The organism is Phaeobacter sp. JH20_37 (genome assembly GCF_048056015.1).
GTDB lineage: Bacteria > Pseudomonadota > Alphaproteobacteria > Rhodobacterales > Rhodobacteraceae > Phaeobacter > Phaeobacter bryozoorum.
On record NZ_JAYMWW010000017.1, the window covers coordinates 190403 to 209923 of the forward strand.

The 19521-nt window shown below is 59.6% G+C and carries 19 protein-coding genes; 7 read left to right on the plus strand and 12 right to left on the minus strand.

The features are described from left to right. Positions 1-175: 175 nt before the first annotated feature. A complete protein-coding gene (locus VWZ87_RS16185; protein ID WP_416535562.1) occupies positions 176-988 on the minus strand; it encodes an SDR family oxidoreductase in 813 nt (270 codons plus the stop codon). Between the two features lie 286 nt (positions 989-1274). Here VWZ87_RS16185 and VWZ87_RS16190 point away from each other — a divergent pair, with 286 nt between their 5' ends. Further along, a complete protein-coding gene (locus VWZ87_RS16190; RefSeq protein WP_416535563.1) occupies positions 1275-2165 on the plus strand; it encodes an AraC family transcriptional regulator in 891 nt (296 codons plus the stop codon). 65 nt (positions 2166-2230) lie between these two features. Here VWZ87_RS16190 and VWZ87_RS16195 read toward each other — a convergent pair whose 3' ends face one another. The 6 genes from VWZ87_RS16195 to VWZ87_RS16220 form a co-directional block, all read right to left on the minus strand. Further along, the gene (locus VWZ87_RS16195; protein ID WP_340546657.1) at positions 2231-3274 is read right to left on the minus strand and encodes a succinylglutamate desuccinylase/aspartoacylase family protein; all 1044 of its coding nucleotides are present in this window, start codon (positions 3272-3274) and stop codon (positions 2231-2233) included. Next, entirely contained in the window at positions 3274-4179 is a 906-nt protein-coding gene (gene rimK, locus VWZ87_RS16200) for a 30S ribosomal protein S6--L-glutamate ligase (RefSeq protein WP_340546656.1), read from the minus strand. The genes VWZ87_RS16195 and rimK overlap by 1 nt, the downstream gene beginning before the upstream one ends. Beyond that, the gene (locus tag VWZ87_RS16205; RefSeq protein ID WP_340546655.1) at positions 4176-4631 is read right to left on the minus strand and encodes an ATP-dependent zinc protease; all 456 of its coding nucleotides are present in this window, start codon (positions 4629-4631) and stop codon (positions 4176-4178) included. Before VWZ87_RS16205 ends, rimK begins: the two co-directional genes overlap by 4 nt. A gap of 218 nt (positions 4632-4849) precedes the next feature. Continuing rightward, the gene (locus VWZ87_RS16210; RefSeq protein ID WP_416535564.1) at positions 4850-6304 is read right to left on the minus strand and encodes a M20 family peptidase; all 1455 of its coding nucleotides are present in this window, start codon (positions 6302-6304) and stop codon (positions 4850-4852) included. A 257-nt stretch (positions 6305-6561) separates the two neighbouring features. Continuing rightward, positions 6562-6972 (minus strand): cupin domain-containing protein, encoded by a 411-nt coding sequence (locus tag VWZ87_RS16215; RefSeq protein ID WP_416535565.1) that lies wholly within the window; start codon positions 6970-6972, stop codon positions 6562-6564. A gap of 218 nt (positions 6973-7190) precedes the next feature. Next, on the minus strand, positions 7191-7577 hold the full coding sequence (locus VWZ87_RS16220) for a RidA family protein (RefSeq protein WP_416535566.1): 387 nt from the start codon (positions 7575-7577) through the stop codon (positions 7191-7193). A 54-nt stretch (positions 7578-7631) separates the two neighbouring features. On the opposite strand from VWZ87_RS16220, the gene VWZ87_RS16225 reads away from it, so the two are divergent. Continuing rightward, entirely contained in the window at positions 7632-8654 is a 1023-nt protein-coding gene (locus tag VWZ87_RS16225) for a GlxA family transcriptional regulator (protein WP_416535567.1), read from the plus strand. 197 nt (positions 8655-8851) lie between these two features. Here VWZ87_RS16225 and VWZ87_RS16230 read toward each other — a convergent pair whose 3' ends face one another. The 5 genes from VWZ87_RS16230 to VWZ87_RS16250 form a co-directional block, all read right to left on the minus strand. Continuing rightward, positions 8852-9409 (minus strand): PqiC family protein, encoded by a 558-nt coding sequence (locus VWZ87_RS16230; RefSeq protein WP_416535568.1) that lies wholly within the window; start codon positions 9407-9409, stop codon positions 8852-8854. 1 nt (position 9410) lies between these two features. Then, complete coding sequence (locus VWZ87_RS16235) at positions 9411-11495, minus strand: MlaD family protein (RefSeq protein ID WP_416535569.1); 2085 nt, start codon at positions 11493-11495, stop codon at positions 9411-9413. Next, positions 11492-12127 (minus strand): paraquat-inducible protein A, encoded by a 636-nt coding sequence (locus VWZ87_RS16240; RefSeq protein WP_416535570.1) that lies wholly within the window; start codon positions 12125-12127, stop codon positions 11492-11494. Before VWZ87_RS16240 ends, VWZ87_RS16235 begins: the two co-directional genes overlap by 4 nt. Further along, entirely contained in the window at positions 12094-12711 is a 618-nt protein-coding gene (locus VWZ87_RS16245) for a paraquat-inducible protein A (RefSeq protein ID WP_416535571.1), read from the minus strand. The genes VWZ87_RS16240 and VWZ87_RS16245 overlap by 34 nt, the downstream gene beginning before the upstream one ends. A 181-nt stretch (positions 12712-12892) precedes the next feature. Further along, positions 12893-13828, minus strand: coding sequence for a MurR/RpiR family transcriptional regulator (locus VWZ87_RS16250; RefSeq protein ID WP_416535572.1), 936 nt, complete (start codon positions 13826-13828; stop codon positions 12893-12895). Between the two features lie 190 nt (positions 13829-14018). On the opposite strand from VWZ87_RS16250, the gene VWZ87_RS16255 reads away from it, so the two are divergent. From VWZ87_RS16255 to VWZ87_RS16275, 5 genes are all read left to right on the plus strand, one after another. Beyond that, entirely contained in the window at positions 14019-14540 is a 522-nt protein-coding gene (locus VWZ87_RS16255; protein ID WP_416535573.1) for a TRAP transporter small permease, read from the plus strand. A gap of 1 nt (position 14541) precedes the next feature. Beyond that, on the plus strand, positions 14542-15825 hold the full coding sequence (locus VWZ87_RS16260; RefSeq protein WP_416535574.1) for a TRAP transporter large permease: 1284 nt from the start codon (positions 14542-14544) through the stop codon (positions 15823-15825). Positions 15826-15862: 37 nt separating this feature from the next. After that, positions 15863-16900 carry a DctP family TRAP transporter solute-binding subunit gene (locus tag VWZ87_RS16265; protein WP_416535575.1) on the plus strand — a complete coding sequence of 346 codons (1038 nt, stop codon included), beginning with the start codon at positions 15863-15865 and terminating at the stop codon, positions 16898-16900. 89 nt (positions 16901-16989) lie between these two features. Continuing rightward, positions 16990-18456 (plus strand): M81 family metallopeptidase, encoded by a 1467-nt coding sequence (locus tag VWZ87_RS16270; RefSeq protein WP_416535576.1) that lies wholly within the window; start codon positions 16990-16992, stop codon positions 18454-18456. Then, positions 18453-19508 (plus strand): D-TA family PLP-dependent enzyme, encoded by a 1056-nt coding sequence (locus VWZ87_RS16275; protein WP_416535577.1) that lies wholly within the window; start codon positions 18453-18455, stop codon positions 19506-19508. The genes VWZ87_RS16270 and VWZ87_RS16275 overlap by 4 nt, the downstream gene beginning before the upstream one ends. Positions 19509-19521: the final 13 nt, after the last annotated feature.

Below are 19521 nucleotides of genomic sequence, written 5' to 3' on the forward strand. Positions count from 1 at the left end.
TGGCCAATGGTATCTACACATACCAAAGCCAATTTAGAGGTCTTGCGATAAAAAAGAGTAAACTGGCGCCGAAACGCGTGTTCCAGCCGTAAAACGGCCCGCCCGAACCGATATCCGGCCCGATCTCCCTGCGTCACTTTGCAACCGCTGAAAGCCAGCGCCGAAACCGTTGAAACTATGGTTTCATCAGCTCCTTGATGCCACCGATAAATGTGGCGTCATCCTGCTGATGCCGCTGATCCAGAAGCGCAACAGCATCTGGCCCAGCCCGAAAGCGCAGACGGTCGCCGCTGTCGTTGGCGGCCTCCCAGATCACTTCGGCGACGGTTGCGGGGGCAGACGGGCTGGAAGCCAGCCTGCTGAACACCCGCCCCATGGCCTCAGCTGTGGGCGCATAGTCAGGCAGGCTGTCATCCAGTGCAAAATCAAAGGAGCTGCCACCGAAATTCGTTCTGATCATGCCCGGCTCGACAATCCGAACCCGGATGCCCAGCGGTTCCAGTTCGTAATGCAGCGCTTCCGATAGACCTTCGACAGCGAATTTTGTGCCATGATAAAGCGTGCCGAGCGGGAATGTGATCTGTCCGCCGATGGAGGAGATATTGATGATCGTGCCTGACCGGTTCTCCCGCATATGCGGCAACACGGACTTGGTCACTTCCAGCAACCCGATCACATTGGTGTCGAACTGGCGCCGGATCCGCTCCATCGAAAACGCCTCAAGCGCGCCATAGGCGCCATAGCCTGCATTGTTGAGCAGCACATCAATTCGGCCAAAACGCTCAATGCCCTGTTTGACCGCCGCTGCAATCGACGCCGGGTCGGTCACATCCAGCCGCGCCAGATGGACGTTGTCGAGTGCCGCCAGCTCGCCCGTGCTGTCGGGGCTTCGCATGGTCGCGATGACATTCCAGCCCTGCGCCTGAAAGTGTCTGGCAGTGGCTTCGCCTATACCCGACGAGGCGCCCGTAATCAGAATGGTTTTCATAGTCGCTCTCCTTCAGGGGTTCTGCGTGAACATCTCTTCGATACCGACGCGCGTCGTGACATGGCGGGTGATGTGGTGAGGCACCGGCTCGTCGCCTTTTCCATCATGGTGCATCTCCCCTCTGTTGAAGTTCACAACCATCACTGATCCCACAATGCTCTCCGACCCGCCGTTATTCTTTCTCGATTATCCAGAATACTTGCCTGATCCTCCGAAACTGGTGATTTCTGTTATGTAGAGACCTCACCGACTGCTATGTCCGAAGCAGCCCTGGAGGAAAAGCTGCATGGCCAAGCAGAGTCTATACGCACAGGTGACCGCGATACTGGATCGGTCGGGGGTCAGGGATGGCGCGATACACCACGACGCCAGCAACACGCATATGCTGCGCCTCCACGCCAGCACGGGGCTGGAGTCGACCGTCTACAGACCTTTGTTATGTCTGATTCTGCAGGGCGCAAAATCCGTCGGCTCAAACCACAGAAGCCTCACCGTCAGCGCGGGCCAGTCCCTCGTGGTCAGCCATACACTCCCGGTCATCTCGCGCATCACCCAGGCATCGGCCGAACACCCCTACACGGCGCTTGTCTTCCCACTGGACCTGGATGTGCTGCGGTCTCTGGCATCTGCGGTGCCGCCCGCCTCGACGTCCACTCCTTGCGACCCGTTTTCGATCTGCCTGTGTGATACCGATCCCGGCCTTGAGGACGCCCTCTCGCGCTATCTCAACCAATGCGAGAGGGCTGAGACAGCAAAAGTGCTGGCCCCGATCACCGCTCGCGAAGTCCACGCTAGGTTGCTGATCGGGCAGCACGCGGCTGGTCTGCAACGGCTGCTCTGGCACCAAAGCACAGCAAGCCGCATCCATCTCGCAACCCGTGACCTTCAGGCAAATCTCTCGCAGACAATCGCAATCGGCGAGCTTGCCGACCGGATCGGCATGAGCAACTCTGCCTTCTTCGAACAGTTCAAGGCCGTGACCGGCACATCCCCGCTGCAATACCAAAAGGATCTGCGCCTTCTGAAAGCCCGCGACGAGCTCAGGTCAACCGATGCAAAAGTGTCGGAAATAGCTTTTTCCGTCGGCTATGAGAGCTCGGCGCAGTTCTCGCGCGAATACTCCCGCAAGTTTGGCAGATCTCCAAGGCAGGACCGCGATACCGCGACGCCGACCTAGCCCGCCTGTCTCGCCGCGGGCTGTCGGACAACGGTGGGAACACTGAAATGCCCATGCCGCATGGATCAGATGATCTCATCCTCGTCGAACATGGGATCATCCGCGAGCTGTGATGAATGATCATCCATGGCATTCTCGGCCTGTTTCATGGATTGAACCCGCGCCAGATGGAACACGGCGTCACCTTCGTTCACCACCGGCAGTACCGCCCGCCCCACGATGATACCATCGAACGGCGCGACGACCTCGGTTTCTTCTTCGCCAAAGGGATCAGACACCACCCCCAGTACGTCGCCCTGGCGCACCGGATCGCCGTCTGCCTTCAGGCTGCGAAACAGGCCACCCATCGGCGCCCGCAGCCATTTGCTGGAGGGGCAGAACTGCGGGCGCGCCTTGGCGGGCGCCACGCCGCGGGCGGAAATCATCCCCAATGATTTCATCACCCTGAGAATGCCAGCCTGCCCGGCGCGCACCGAAACCTCATCAAATCGCAGACCCTCACCCGCCTCGTAAAGCAGAACGGTCTTTCCCAGCTCCTTTGCCGAGTTTCGCAGGGATCCCTGTCGTATCGCCGATTCCATGATGATCGGGGCGCCGAAGACATCCGCCATCTCCCGTGCCACGGCATCCTCCGGCGACACGCGCACCTGCGGATAGTTGATCCGGTGGATCGCCGCCGAGTGGAGATCGATCCCGACGTCAGAGCGCGACACGATCTCCTTCAGGAACAGATGCGCAAGACGCGCAGCAAGCGATCCGCCCTCGTTCCCAGGGAAAGAGCGGTTCAGATCCCGCCTGTCGGGCAGATATCTGGACCGGTTGATGAACCCAAAAGAGTTCACAATCGGGACCACAATCAACGTGCCCTTGAGGCCCCGCAACGCAGGTGATTTCAGCAGTCGCCGTACGATTTCGATGCCAATCACCTCGTCGCCGTGCACCCCTGCGCTGACGAAGACAACCGGTCCCTCCGTTTTGCCATGAACGACATGGGCTGACATATTCACCGGCGTATGGTCTGACAGTGAACTGACAGGAAGATCAACGGTGCGCCGGGTGCCGGGCGGGATCAGCTCCCCGCCGATATCAAACCCCGGGCGTTTGATCATTAGCCCTTGCCCTTCGTTTTGGTTTTGCCGGGTTTGGCGTTCTTCTCGATGAACTCGATCATCTTGCCAGCAACATCAAGACCGGTCGCCTTTTCAACGCCTTCCAGTCCGGGGGAGGAATTCACCTCCATCACCACCGCCCCGTGATTTGCACGCAGCATGTCGACACCACAGGCATTCAGACCCATGGATTTCGCAGCCCGCACGGCGGTTGAGCGTTCTTCCGGCGACAGTTTGATCAATTGCGCCGAGCCGCCACGATGCAGATTGGACCGGAATTCCCCCTCGGCCCCGGTACGCTTCATCGCCGCGATGACCCGTCCCCCGATCACGATCGCGCGGATGTCGGTCCCGCCGGCTTCCTTGATGAACTCCTGGATCAGGATATTCGTGTCGGTCGCACGAAACGCTTCAATGACCGATTTCGCGGAGCGATTCGTGTCGGCCAGAACAACGCCAAGCCCCTGTGTCCCCTCCAGCAGCTTGATCACCAGAGGCGCACCGCCCGCAAGCTCCAGCACCTCTTCGGTCTGCTTGGGGTCATGGGCGAAGGTCGTCACCGGCAGGCCAACCCCGTCGCGCGCCAGAAGCTGCATTGAGCGCAGTTTGTCGCGCGACCGCCCGATCGCCACGCTCTCGTTCAATGGGTAGACACCCATCATCTCGAACTGGCGCAGAACCGCCATGCCATAGAAGGTGACAGAGGCCCCGATCCGCGGAATGACCGCATCGTAACCTTCCAGTTTTTCCCCGTTGTAATAAATCTCCGGGCGCCGCGACGCGATGTTCATGTAGCACCGCAGCGTATTGATGACGTGGATCTCGTGACCGCGTTCCTCGGCGGCTTCCACCAGCCGTTTGTGGGAATAGAGATTGGCGTTTCTGGCGAGCAACGCGATTTTCATGAGTTTTTCCTTCTGCCGACGATTGCGGCTGCTGGTTTCGGTGCCGTCAAATTGCGCTTGGCGGGGTTCACCAGGATGGAATGCCCGCGCAGGGCCGTGCGCCCCACGATCATGCGGAATTTCATCTCGGTACGCTCGGTCAGCGACAGATCGATCTTCCACAAGCGGTCCGATATCCGAAATCTGGTCCGGATAACGATCCGGGTTTCCGGAATGCCGCTGGTGTTCTTGATCTCGCGCTGATCATGGATCGGAGATTCCACATCGGTGTCGTGTGAATCATCGTCGAACCGTGTGTGAAAACGAACCCAGGGAACGCCGTCGCGTTCGAACGTCACAATATCTGTAGCATGAAGCGCCGATGTGCGCGCACCTGTATCGATTTTCGCCTTCAGGTTCGTAAGTCCAAGAAGCGGGAGATCAACCCGTTCCTGCCAGCCGACAACGAGCATATGAATCGTCTCCTGTTTCCATAGCTGCCCCTGTTATGACAGCTCCCGAATGATTAGCCAATTGGGGTAGCGGACTGTCAGAACGGTCATTTGCAAATGAACAGCGAGGGTTATGAGCATCCACAAGGGGTGTCTGCCCGATCCACGGAAACCCCGCCGCCGGTCGCCTCAATAGCGACCGTGCGGCGGGGGCAGCTGAGCGGCGGGCCGGTTCTGCGCTACTGTCTGGTTATGAGGGCGCCAAAGAAATTGATCCCGCGCTCCAGGTTTGCAACCGACAGGCGTTCATTCGTTCCATGAAAACGCGCAATATCATCGTCTTCGACTAGGAACGGATTGATGCGATATGCGTTGTCCGAAGCCTGTGCGTAGTGGCGGGCATCCGTCGCCGCAATTGTCAGGCCGGGAACGGAAGCAATCTCCCCAAAAACCGATAGGATCGAACTCTCGATATCCTCGAACCCCTGCGCAGATGAACTTGCGACAGGAGAGGCTTCGCGCACCGCCGCAGGATCAAAAACGATGTCAATCTCCGGGTCGTCAATGACCTTCGCGATATGCGCAATCACATGTTCGGCAGTATCCCGCGGATGAAGTCTGAAGTTGATCGTGGCGGTCGCCTCGGTCGGCAGAACATTGGCCTTGTTTGATCCGCTCAACATGGTTGGCGCTGTCGTCGTGCGCAGCATCGCATTGGTCGAGGCCGCATTCGAAAGCCCCGTTTCAAGCAGGGGGCTGAACAGCCATTGGTTCGCAAACAATGCGCGCTTGTCCAAGGTAAAGTGACGACCCAAAGCATCAAAGAACTCAGCCGTCACACCGTCAAGCCCACCTTCCAGCGGTGAATTCTGCACGCGATCAACCGCGCGGGCGATACGCCCGACAGCCGTCATCTTGGGTGGCAGAGCAGAATGCCCGCCCTCGGCCTCTGCCACCAGTTTCACTGTCAGAAAGCCTTTTTCGGACAGGTTGATACTTGCCACCGGCACATCGAGCCCGGGGATCACGTTGTCGAGTACAAAAGACCCTTCGTCCAATGTCCAGGCCAGTTGGACCCCCTGTTGGTTCAGATGTTTGGCGACAGACCGCGCGCCGTCGCCGCCGACTTCCTCATCGCCACCGAAGCTGAAGTAGACAGACCGTTTGGGGGTGAAACCCTCTTGGATGAGATGCTCGGCCGCGCTGAGCATTGCGATCAGCGCGCCCTTGTTGTCCAACGTCCCGCGCCCCCAGATATAGCCGTCGGCAACCACACCGGCGAAAGGCGGATGATCCCAGCGATCCAATGATCCCGGTGCGATGGGCACGACGTCATAATGCGCCGCCAGAAGAACGGGGGCGAGGTCTGGATCAGTTCCCTGCCACCTCAGGAGCGGCGTGTTCGCAGCCATCATCTCCAGATCCACAGCTGCAAAGACGCCCGGAAACGCCTGCTGAAGAAAATCCGTGAAGGCGCTGAAATCAGCTGCATCGGGTTTGGTGCTATCGGTCTCAAACTGAATAGCCCGAGACAGCAACTCCGTGGCCTGCCCAATATCCGCACCCAGGCTATAGGCTGCCACATCGGTCCGTATGTCGGCCCGATATCGCATCGTATTGATCGCAAGGACGGCGAGCATGACCATAAACACACCCAATAGCCCCAGCAGGCTCTTTCGAAAAATCGTCCGCATGTCTCCGCGCCCTCCCAACACGCCCTAACCGCCGAGCAGAGACACAGTTGGATAACCTGTCAAAGATGACCTTACGACAACCGTCCCGAATTTCTGAAAGCGGAGCCCGAAGTTTGCCACCCCATCTCGAGATGGCGACCGACCGCCGCACCATTACGGGACGCTGTGGCATGATGTGAGCGCCACCTGCGGACCAGGGATCATGACTGAACCGCGCAGCACCCGTGCCGCCGCTTCTCAGGCTCCGCTTTTGGCGGCTATTTCGGATGAGCACCTGTCTCTTTGGGCCGCACATCTCCATAGAAGATCACCCAGGCCTTAAAGTCGTCAGTGAAGCTCTCAAAGCGATGCGGCACGTGGGCGGGAACGAAAAGCAGATCGCCCGGCCCGAATGGCACCAACTCGTCACCGCGCGAAAAAGTACCTGTACCGGTCGCGACAATATAGAGTTCATCCCGCTCATGCGGTTTCTGTTTGTCTATGCCGACAGGCGCGTAGAGTTCCACGGTCACCTCGGGCGTCTCGAACACGACGTCAAAGGGCGCAGCTTCGGTCAGCTGTCTAGCAACATCAGAAAAAGGGTGTCGTACCACGTCGCTTGATCTTGCCGATGTGGTTCGCGCAGCTGATGTCTGCGCGGATTTGGTATTGTCTGTCTTACCGGTCATCGTTTCCCATCCTTTTGCATGGTCTTATCATCAATAGCAGGTATCCGCTTCAGCTTCGCCCAATCATCAGGCGCATACCGAAGACGATCCCCTTTGAATTGGACAGGTTGACGAGCGCACCGAGCCGCCGCGTGTCACGCCGCCCGGCGACAGCCCCCCGTAAAAGGTGCCACCGCAGCCAAACCAATGATTATCCCGCAAGCGACCTTATCCTTCCGTCACAGGCCGTCTTTCATCGCGATGGCCTGTATCTTGATTTTTGCACCATAAGGCAGTCGCGCAGCCTCATAGATCGTCCTTGCCGGAAACTGTGAGAACCGCGTTCGGCAGACTTCATTTACCTCCGCCAGATCCCGTTCAATGTCAGAAAACGCGATATCCACATAAACGATCTCTTCCAAAGAGAACCCCGCTGCGGCAGCGATTTTAAACACCAGATCGAAGGCCCTGTCAGTCTCTTCAGCTGCGCTGCCAGGTCGGTAGCCGTCCTCATATATGGCCAATTGACCCGAGATATGGCAGGTATTCCCAACGACGACCGCTTGAGAAATCGGCGAGCGTGATGTGGGGACACCCGGGACGTCGGTGATAAATTGGCGTGGCATGTGCTGGTCTCACTGCAAAGGAAGCTGTTGACAGCATCCTAGGCTGCATGACTGATGTCAGACGTGACCATCTGCCTTCAAAATCAGACAAAGCGCCCTCAATCTGTTGTCATCATGGGCCTCGCCGACGTCCTTCTGATGGACGTGGCCGGTCCGGCACAGGTGTTCACATCCACAAACAAGATCTTGGGTTGGCAAGCTTACGACATTGCCATTGTAAGCGAGGACGGCGCGGATGTTGTAACCGACACTGGATTGACCCTCCGCGCTCATGGATCCTTCGCAACCATGACCCAGGCGGATGTCTTCATCGTTCCGGGCGGCCCCGTTGTCGATCAACGGCTTGATGATCCGCTCCTGCAACGTTTTCTGACGCGAATGGACCCTCACGTAAGGCGGTTCGTTTCGATCTGCTCAGGTAGCCTCCTTACCGCCTCTGCCGGGCTATTGAACGGCAGAAAGGCCACGACACATTGGGAACGGGTAGACTTGGCCCGCGCGCGGTTTCCGGGTGTCAATTGGCATCTGGACGAGATTTTCACCCATGACGGCAAATTTCATTGTTCGGCAGGTGTGACGGCCGGGATTGATCTCGCCCTTTCACTTGTTGAAGTGGATCACGGACGGCGGGTTGCCCTGGGCGTCGCTCGGGAAATGGTGGTGTTCATGCAAAGGCAGGGAGGACAATCTCAGTACTCAGAACCGCTCAAGGCACAGGCGACATCAAGCAAGCGTTTGACCGAACTCTACAACCTCATCGAACAAGACCCGAGCGCCGCCTGGAGCGTGTCCAGGATGGCCGAGATAGCAGGCGCGACCGAGCGGACGCTGCACCGCGATTTCACACATGAATTTGGCCAAACCCCCTCGCGCTTCGTCGAAGAGCGGCGGCTTGCAGTCGCCCGAATATATCTGGAACGCAGCAGGAAACCCATTAAGGAAATCGCCGCGCTGTCAGGATATATGACTGACCAGAAAATGCGGCGCAGCTTCATGAAACTGCTAGGCATCCTGCCAACCGACTATCGGAACCGGTTCGGGGAAACCGCCATTGGTGGTGACCACAGCAGTCGCTGACAAAGGGCGCCCGACCGATGTTGCCGGAGTGTACCCGGCACGCTTCAACCTGCTGCAAGGCCGGGTTGCCTCCGACCCCCCCTGTGAGCTGCGGCCTGATCGGTGTCCTTTGACTCCCAACAGCGAATAGACACTGTCAGCTCAATGTTGTGAGGGCGATGCAGTGCCCCTTTCATGGTCCCCCTCGCGGCAGGCCACTACATTGCCAGAGAGATCTGTCGGGCGAGGTCGGCCAGGGCCAGGGCGAGCGCATCGGCGGTTGCGGATGGCCCTTCACCGCTGACGGGTGTCTGGATGTCGAAACGCTTAACAAATTCCCGCACTGTGCCTTCGGGGGAGGAGACCGCGAACTGGCCTGTCAGCTCGAATACTCCGTCAGCACGCGCATAGGCCTGGTCCACCCTTACATCCAGACGGGCGTCAGGGCCGGTGTTCAGCGGCCAGGGTTCGATTGCGGCAGAGGCGCCAGTGCGTTCCGTCAGCCCACGGGCCAGGGCGGCGGCTATGCCGCGAGCCGGATCATCCGCCCATTGCGCACCACCAAGCGCAAAGAGCGCGCCGCCTTCCCCCTCGGCGACCATATCGGACGCAGCCGCATAAGACGGCAGAGAGGCCAGCCGGACCTCAATCGTACGGGAGCGCAGATTGGCTATCTTCTCGCCCGGGGCCGCAGAGATCAGATACCGGGCATCATTGGTCGGAGCACAGGCTGCCATCGCAAGAAGGGTCAGCGTCAGTAACATGGCTTTTTTCATCTTACTTTCCAAACAAAAGGGAATTCGGGTCACGTTCAATCTTGCGGGCAAGCTGGGAGACCGAACGGGCGGCCGATTTGAACTCCCTTAGCGCATCCAGCGCTTCGGAGTTGAAGTTCGAGCGAGCGCCATAGGCTGTGATCAAGGTCTCGGATTGTGCGACCAGCCGTTCCAGCCGGGCTGAGAGCGCCGGCAGCCCCTCGGCTGCGGCCGCGACGGTATCGGCAGCACTGCGGGCCGAGGCCATTGTCGCATTGGCGTTGTTTACCAGCCCGCCGCTGCGCAGCTCCGACAGGGTGAGGCGCATTTCATCCAGCGCGCTGGTCAGGGCCGGAGGCAGCGCGCGCGCGCCATCGGAATCGATCATGCTGTCAGCGCTTTGCATCAGCTGGCTGGCGGACCGGATAAACTCTTCGGCTTCCAATGCGTTGGCTTTGGCTGCCAGGGCGCGGAAATCGCTGACCAGCGCCGGCAATTCCTCCGATGCCGCCGCGAGGCTGGATGCGGCCTGGCTGCCCTGCTCCAAAGCCTCTGTCAAACTGGCCACCGCTCTGCCTTGCTGCAACTCAGACAGAATATCGCGAAGGTCAGCCACAGCTGCACGCAGCTCCCCCGGCAGCGCCCGCGTCTCCGGGTCCGCGACCAGCGACCGGGTCTCATCCAGCAGGGCCACCGCCGCCGCAGGCGCCTGCCGGGTACTCTCAGCGGAGGCCAGGGATTCAATGCTGGCCAAGGTCGCGATCGCCTGCGCCATCAGTTCTTCGACGGGCAGCTCGCTGATCCGCTCCAATGCGCCTTCTGCGGTTGCGGTAAAATCGGGCAGGTCCGAGGGCGCACTGGGCAATTCGGGGAAGGGCTCCGCGTTGCGATTGAAGAGTGCAGGCTCCGCCGCATCCAAGGTGACCAGTTCAACAATCAGCTCAGAGCTGAACAGCCCGGCCGCAGCCAGCCTGGCCCGCAGACCGCCTGCGGTCGCCTGCTCCAGAAAATCCAGCACTTCGGTCTCGCCCGCTCCCGGCGGCAGGCCCATCAACGACGGTTCAAGCATCAGTTTGGCAATCAGCCTGACCTCTGCCTCGTCGGTCCCGTTCTCGATCGCGGCGTTCAGACTGCTGACCTCGCCGACCTTCACCCCGCCAAGTTTGACCGCGGCGCCGCTGGTCAAGCCAGCAACCGACTCGCCAAAGGCAACCGAAACCGCGACCCCGCCCGTCAGCGAACGGGCAAAGGCCGTGCGGCGGGCTGCGGCCTCATCCGGGTGGATGTCGAAGACGGCGCCCGAACTGACCGGTCGGCCGCCATCGAATACCGTGTCGAACTCGATCCCGCCTGCCACCAGCGAAGCGATGCTATCCACATCAAGCGACAGCCCGCTGGCGCCAATGGAAACCGAGAAGCCGGATGTATCCCAAAAACGCGTCGCCGAATTGATCCGCTGGTCATGGGGCGCCTCGATAAAGGCATCGACAACAATGCTGTTGCCGCTGACGGTGAGACGCGGGCTTTCCAGCCGGCCAACCTCGATGCCGCGGAAAAGCACCGGCGCGCCTTCGGAGATCATCCGCCCGTCGTTGGTGCGCAGGGTAATCCGCCGCCCACCCCGGCCCGGCTGCACAAGGGGCGGCCGGTCGGCCCCTTCAAAACTGATTTCGGCACTGCCCCGGTCCTGGTCCCAGGCGCCTTCGATGTAGACGCCGGACAATACCGTGCTGAGACCCGAGATCCCCCGCGCGCTGACTTCGGGGCGCACCACCCAGAAGGCGGCATCCTGATCCAGATAAGGGGCAACCTTCTTGTCGATACGCGCCCATACGGCGACCTTGCTCAGGTCCTCGGCAAACCCCACATCCTCGACCTGGCCGATAACAACGTCGCGATAGCGCACTGTCGTTTCATTGGCCACGATGCCGGAGGCGTTCTCAAAAGTAATGCGGATCAGGACGCCGCGATCACTATAGGCCTTCCAGGCTACCCCAAGCGATACGGCCAAAGCAGCCAGCGGTACCAGCCAGACCAGAGAGAGGTTCCGCCAGGGCGAGACACGCTGCGCAGCGATGGTCATCGGGGCGGGTTCAGGGGTGCTCATTCATATTCTCGCTTTTCCGCGTTCCAGATCAGGCGCGGATCGAAACTTTGAGCTGCCAGCATAGTGAAGGCAACCGACAATGCAAAACTGACCGCTGCAACTCCCGGCGTGATGGCCGCCGCAAAATCCAGCTGGACCAGGGCGGTCAGGATCGCCACGACAAAAACATCGATCATCGACCACCGTCCGATGAATTCGACAATCTCGTAGAGCACCAGTCGACCATGGCTGCCCAAGGCTGCGGGCCTTCGGACCGAAACTGCAAGATAGGCGATGGCCAGGAATTTTGCGACCGGGATTACGATGCTCGCAAGGAAAACGATAAAGGCAACCCCATAGGCGCCATGGCTGAACAGCTCGGCTATGCCGCCAATCAGTGTATTCTCGGAGCTGCGACCAAAGGTGGTGGTCCGCAACATCGGGTATAGGTTGGCGGGAACATAGGCGATCATCCCCGCCACGAGCCAGGCCCAGACACGCTGGAGGCCACCCGGCCCGGCAGGCTCCAGGCTGCTGCCGCAGCAGCCACAGGACCGCGCGCCTCCGGGGTTCGCCGTGCCGCAGGCGCGGCAGCCGACCAGACCGGCCGCAGCGGCGGTCAGGAAGCGCTGCGCGTCTTCAGTGTTTTCCATACAGTCAGCCTGCAAATCGAATTGTCGGTCAGGATTGTCACCACCAGCAGCGCTGCAAAGGCCCAGAACGCAGGCCCCAGCCCGACCTGCGCCAGGCCGGAGACTTTGACAAGGGCCACCGCCACACCGATGATGAATATCTCTGCCATCGCCCAGGGTTTCAGCTTCTCCGCCCAGCGATAGACAGCTGCAGCGCGCGGCGCAGGGTGCCAGCCCAGAGCCATCGGCGCCAAGGTGTAGATCAGCGCGCTGAAGCGTGCGGCAGGCAACAGAACGATCAGGAGACCGGTCGCCAGAGACAGCGGCGCCATCGGCCCGCGCGAGAAGGCCATGACCGCATCCAGCACCGAGGCCCGATGAGACAACCCCTGCGCCTTCAGCTCCAGAAACGGGAAAACGGCAGCGGCGACCAGCAGGATCAGAGCGGTCAGCGACAACATCGCGATCCGGGTCATGGCACCGGTTCTGGGGGCCGCCAGCACCGTGCCACATCGGGCGCATCTGGCCACCGTATGCGCCGCCACAGCCTGGTCGCGATGCAGGACGTCGCAGACAGGACAGGCAATTAGCTGTTCGATATCCATACCATCCCCACCCGGCCAAGCTGCGCAATCCGCAACGATTCGGATGTTACTCTGCCTCGGCCTGCGACGGGAGCCTTTCCTCTTCGGCCCTTCGGGCGACGCCGCTCCTATCTGGTCATCAATGCCCTTCGCGCCAGCAAGAGCACGCTCGCGCCCGCCCCTATGATCAGCTCGAATGTCGTCAATCGCCGAGCGGTTGCGGGCCTGTCCGGCCATGGTAGGCGGTCAGGGACGCACGAATGCGCCTCAGGTTTTCCTTGGTCTCACTGGACTGTTCCTGCGCGACCATCATGGCAAGCGTGTCGATGATGGCCAGATGCGCATAGCGGGATGCGGTTGGCTTATAGATGTCGTTGTCTTCGGGCAGATCGGTGTGAATTGAGATCTTTGTCTGCAATGACAAGCGTGTTTCGGGTTTCGTCACGCTGATGGTTGTTGCGCCATATCCATTGGCGACTTCTGCCGCCCCCACAATTGCATCCGCTTCACCGCTTGCCGACACCAGAAACAGAACGTCTTCCGGACCAAGCGCAGCCGCGCGCATTTGCAGGACGTAGCTGTCGCTGACAAAGAATGACGGGATGCCAAGGCGGAAAAACCGGTTCGATGCTTCCTGTGCGACTGTGGACGATCCACCGCCTATTCCGGCAAACAGAATTTGGCGTTTCCCCAGAATCCCGGCTTTGGCCTGCATCAGCTGGTCAACATCAACCTGACGCCGCATCACATTCAGGGTGGCAAATACCGCTCCCAGAACCTGATCGAGCGTTGAATGGCCTGAGTTCGATAAATCGTCTGCGTCGCCGAACAGATATTGGGCACTGACCGCAACATTCTGAGCGAGCCGCAGCTTGAAATCCCGGTAGCCCTCGCAACCAAGGCTGCGACAGAAACGAATAACCGTGGGTTTGCTGACACCGCATTTGTCTGCCAGATCCCCAATTGTCATCGAGCTGATGGTATTGAGGTTCTCCAGCACAAAATCCGCCACCTTCTGCTCCTGCGACGCAAAACTACCGTCGGTGCGACGTAGGACGGAGATCAGATCAACGGGACTCAGCTGCGCATTTTGCGGCGGGATATCTCGGTTCTGCAGCGAGTTGGCGGGGCTTTTCAAGTTTCAGTTCCCTCAGAAGGTGCAACGGAACTAAGTTACACAGGGCGCAGAATTTCCGCAAGATGGGGTCGCCATACGAGGGTTTTAACAGCAAAAACGGACCTTAGTAACAAATTTATCTTGATAGTCACATTTTTCCCTGCAATTGTGTAACTCGGTTACGCTGCCGGCCTTTTTGGGAGGGATGTTCATGCGACAGGCGTTTGCGCAGACAAGCGCGAAAATCAATGCGGTGATCGAAGCGATTGTCGCGGCATTGATGCTGGCCCTGGTGCTGGATGTCTGGCTGGGCGTTATGGACCGCTACTACTTTCACTGGCAGCTCCCCTGGCCCGAAGTGATCGCCCGATATCTCATGATCTGGGCCGCGATGCTTGCAGTGTCCTCCGGCATCTCACGCCGCGAACACATCGGGCTGACCGCATTTATCCATGCCATTCCGGCCCGGATGCGTCAGGCGCTTTTGATACTGATGGATGTTCTGACGCTGCTGCTGTTTCTCTACGTCGCCTATTACGGCGTCGGCTTCGCGATGAGCGGGGCCCCGCGTGACGCGATGATATTCGGGATGAGCCTGGCCCCGTTCTACGCCGCAATCCCCGCCGCTGCCGCCATCTGTTGTGTGCAGATCCTGCTCGTCCTGGTGCGTGATCTGGGCACCTATGTCGACCGCCCGCCGGTCATGGATCCCGGCCAGGCTGAGGAGCGATAGCATGATCGTTGCCGCCGCATTTGTCGTTCTCGTATTGTTTGGCATGCCCATTGGTTTTGCTATCGGTCTTGCCGGGGTTGTCGGCCTTATCGAGATGGGGGGCGGCAACTTTCTCGCGGTTGGGCCGAGCAAGATCTTCAACGGTCTCAACATCTTTCCGTTTCTTGCCATGCCGTTCTTCATTCTGGCCGGCGAGATCATGAATGACATCGGGATCACCAGCCGCCTTGTCAAACTCGCGCAGGTTCTGGTCGGGCGGTTCCGTGGCGGTTTGGCACATACCAACATGCTGGCGTCGGTGTTTTTTGCCGGGCTGACCGGATCGGCCACGGCCGACGCCGCCGCTTTCGGACGTACGCTTGTGCCCGCCATGGTCCGGGAGGGCTACAAGCGCGACTACGCCTGTGCCGTGACCGCTGCGGGGTCAATCATCGGGCCGACCATTCCGCCATCGGGTCTCATGGTGGTCTACGGCTCATTGATGGGCGTCTCTATTGCGGGACTATTTGCGGCGGGTGTTCTGCCCGGGCTGGTGATCTGCCTCGTCTGCATGATTGTGATAGTCATCGGCGGCAAACGCGAAAACCTGCCGAAAGCCATCCGCGGCGCCACCCTGCGAGAAATCTGGGAGACATTCCTGTCCTCGCTTACGGCGTTGGCGATGCCGGTTATCATTCTGGGCGGTATTCTGGGCGGTGTCGTCACGCCAACCGAAGCGGCCTCTATCGCGGTGGCCTATGCGCTGTTCATCGGCGTTTTTGTTTACCGGACGCTGACCTTCAAGAGCTTTTACATGATGCTTGTGCGCACCGCGCGCATCATGGGCGTTATCTTTGTCATTATCGCCTTCGCAGGCATTCTTGGCTGGTGGATGAGTTTCGAACGTATCCCCCAGTTGATTGCCAAGACCGTGCTGAACCTCTCTGACAACCGCTACATGGTCATCGCCATCATTATCGGCCTGCTTCTGCTCATCGGCATGGTGATGGATATCACCGCCATTCTAATCATCCTGGCACCTGTTCTGGTGCCTTTGACCGAAAGCGTCGGCCTTGAGCCGATCCACGCGGGGATCATCTTTGTTCTCGCCCTCAACATCTCGCTGATGACGCCTCCGGTGGGGGCCTGCCTCTTCGTTCTGTCGTCCGTCACCGGTGAAAAACTGGAGAGAATTTCGATCAAGCTCCTTCCGTTCCTGATCGCGGAAATCGGCATCCTGTTCGCCTTTGCCTTCTGGGAGGACGCGGCCCTGTGGCTGCCCAGAGCGCTTGGCTACGCCCAATAAGACGACCCAACCAACCAAGAACCAACTGGAGGAAAAAATGAAATCTCTTTTCGCGGGACTGGCCGTCGCGGCCATTACGACGGCAAATGCTGCCAGCGCAGAAAGCGTCATCCGCTTCGGCCATGACAATAAAACCGACCCATTCGAAAACCCGGCACATGCCTGTACCGCCGTGTTTTCGAACCTCGTCGCCGCCGATACCAATGGCGCGGTGACCGTCGAAGTTTTTGGGTCCAACCAGCTCGGATCTGCCGCCGAGCACGTGCAGCAGCTACAGGACGGTATCATCCAGGCGACACTGACATCGACTGGTGCGCTGGCCAGCTATTATCCGCGCATCGACATTCTGAACCTGCCCTTCGCATTTTCGGGTAACGCGTCCACATATGCGGTGTTCGACGGCCCCTTTGGTGAGGCGCTGAAAGCCGATATCGAAGCAGAACTTCCCGGCGTCGTCGTCCTCGGCTTCCCGGACACCGGCGGATTCTTCGCTGTCACCAACTCAAAACGACCGATTGCCAATCTCGAGGATTTTGACGGCATTCGGGTGCGCACCATGACGCTGCCGTCGCACCAGAAAATCATGCAATCGCTTGGTGCCGAAGCCTATCCACTGTCCTGGGGCGAGGTCTACTCGGGCCTGCAAACAGGTGTCATCGACGGTCAGATGAACCCGGTTCCAATCATCTCCTTCGCAAATTTTGCCGAGGTGCAGAAGTATATGACGCTGACCAACCACCTGTTCTCGCCATACACATTCCTGATGAACCGCGCATTCTATGAAGGTCTGACAGATGACGAACGCGCAACCATCCATACCGCCGCAGAAAACTGCGTCGTGGCCAGCCGTGGCCTGAGCCGGATCATCGAGGCATCCGATCGCGGCCTTGCCGGGCTGATGGACAAAATCGAGGTGACCGCCCTGACAGCCGAGCAACGCACCGCGATGGCAAAGGCGGCTCAGCCTGCGTTCGAAGCACATGTCGCCGAAAACATGGATGACAAGGCGCGCGAACTGCTCAGCCAGTTCCGTGATGCCGTCTCCGCGGCAAACGCTGACGCCTATCTCGATTGATCCTCCCTTCCGCCGGAGCAATCCGGCGGAAACGCCCACCGGAAGCCATGACACACCTCCGGCATCTTCCTACGGATTGGACCACAACAATGCGGATCTTCTGCGCATCTCTTGCGACCGAAACGAATACGTTTTCCCCGTTGCGCACGGATTTTTCCAATTTCGAGCAGAGCTTCTACGCCCCTCCGGGAAAGCACCCTGACACTCCGACCCTGTGCAGCGCCGTCTTTCCCGCGCTTCGCCGAAGATCCAAAGAGGAAGGGTTTGAACTCATTGAAGGGACCGCCACATGGGCCGAACCCGGCGGGTTGCTGAATGCGTCCACCTGGCACCAGCTGAAGCAGGAACTTATGGATCAGGTCCGGGCGGCACTGCCTCTGGACGCCGTGGTGCTTGGCCTGCACGGGGCCATGATCGCCGAAGGCTGCGTCGATTGCGAAGGATCGCTTATCGAGAGCGTGCGCCAGATCGCCGGCCCCGAGACCACAATCGGCGTCAGCTTCGATCCGCATAGCCACCTGAGTGACAAGCGGGTGAAGAATGCCGACATCATAACAGTGTTCAAGGAATTCCCGCACACCGATTTTGTCGAGACCGGTGAAGCCTGCGTAGACCTGACCCTGCGTAGGGCCCGTGGCGAAATCACGCCAACAAAAGCAGTCTACGACGTTCGCATGATTGATGTCTTGCCGACCAGCCGCAACCCGATGCGCGGATTTGTCGACAGGATGAAGGCGATGGAAGCAGCGGGCGAGGTTCTGTCCATCTCAGCCATTCACGGGTTCATGGCCGGGGATTCCCCCGATCTTGGCGCAAAGATCATCGTGATCACTGACGGCGACCTGCCAAAAGCTGAGAAAATTGCCCGCGAGCTGGGGCAAGAGTTGTTTTCATTTCGAGGTATCGCCAAACCCGAATATCTGCCCCCCGCTGATGCTCTGCGACTGGCCCAGAATGCACCAAACGGCCCCGTGGTCATTGCCGATGTCTGGGACAATCCGGGCGGCGGCGTAGCTGGCGATTCTACGCTGATCCTCGCAGAAGCGCTACGCCAGGGCATCACCTCTGCGGCCTTCGGCACAATCTGGGATCCCATTGCCGTCCGCCTGTGTCACGCCGCCGGGGAAGGTGCGGAACTGGAGCTGCGATTTGGCAGCAAGACCTCTGCATTTGCCGGTGATCCGATAGACGCCGTCGTGACCGTTCTTCGCAACCAGCGCAACGCGGTGCAGAGCTTCGGGACCTCGGTTGTTCCACTGGGAGATTGTTCCGTCATCAGGGTCGATGGCATCGAGGTTGTGCTGAATACCAACCGCAGTCAGGCATTCTCGCCGGATCTCTTCACCAATCTGGGCATTGATATCCACAGCAAGAAAATTCTGGTCGTCAAATCCACCAATCACTTCCACGGCGCATTCTCAGCAGTTGCATCCAAGATCCTCTATGCCGCTGTCGACGGGCCCTATCCGAATGATCCCACCAAGACGGCTTACAAACGGCTGACCCGCGCGATCTGGCCGATTGTGGAAAACCCGCACGCATCGAAGGGCTCATGATGTTTTCCCAGATCGACACACCGGCAGTCCTTGTCGACCTTGATATTGCCGAAGCGAATATCGACCGATTTCAAGCCCATTGTGACAGGCACAACCTATCCCTGCGACCCCACATCAAGACCCACAAACTGCCATTTCTGGCGCGGCGCCAGATCGCGGCCGGAGCGGTTGGCATCACCTGCCAGAAGATCAGCGAAGCCGAGGCCATGGTGGCCGAAGGGGGAATTGACGATGTTCTGATCACCTACAATATTCTTGGCGAGCGCAAGCTGAAGCGGCTTCGGACCCTGTCAGAGCAGGTGAAGCTGAGCGTTGTCGCCGACAACACCGAAACTGTCGACGGCCTGTCCCAGGCCTTCGAAACCGCCGAGGCCCCGCTGAATGTGCTGATCGAGTGCGACACCGGGGCCGGGCGCTGCGGTGTGCAAACCGCTCAGGCAGCTGAAAGCTTGGCCCGCTATATCGCCTCGCGCCCCGGCTTGGCGTTTCGCGGGTTGATGACCTACCCCCCTGTTGGAAAAGACGCATCCGTCCAGAACTGGCTCGCAGAGGCCAGAGCACGCATTCACGCAACGGGCGAGACAGTCAGCGTCGTGTCCAGCGGCGGCTCACCGGGCATGTGGCAGGCGCAGGATGTCCCGATCGCGACCGAATACAGGATCGGAACCTACGTCTACAATGATCGCTCGCTGGTGGCGCGGGGCATCTGCACATGGGATGATTGCGCTCTGACAGTCCTGGCAACGGTGGTGTCCGTCCCGACCGAAGATCGCGCAATCATTGACGCCGGCTCCAAGGTCCTGACCTCGGACCTTCTGGGCCTGAACGGTCATGGCCACGTAATGGGCCGCCCGGATATCCGGGTCGACAGCCTATCCGAGGAACACGGCATTCTGCGGGCCGAGGCGATCCATCTCAACGTTGGCGACCGTCTAAGGATCGTTCCCAACCACGCCTGTGTGGTCAGCAACATGCTTGATCAGGTCGAGCTCATTCGCGGATCCACATCTCTGGGCCCCTGCCCCGTCGCCGCGCGGGGGGCAGTCTGGTGACAGCCTCCCTTCC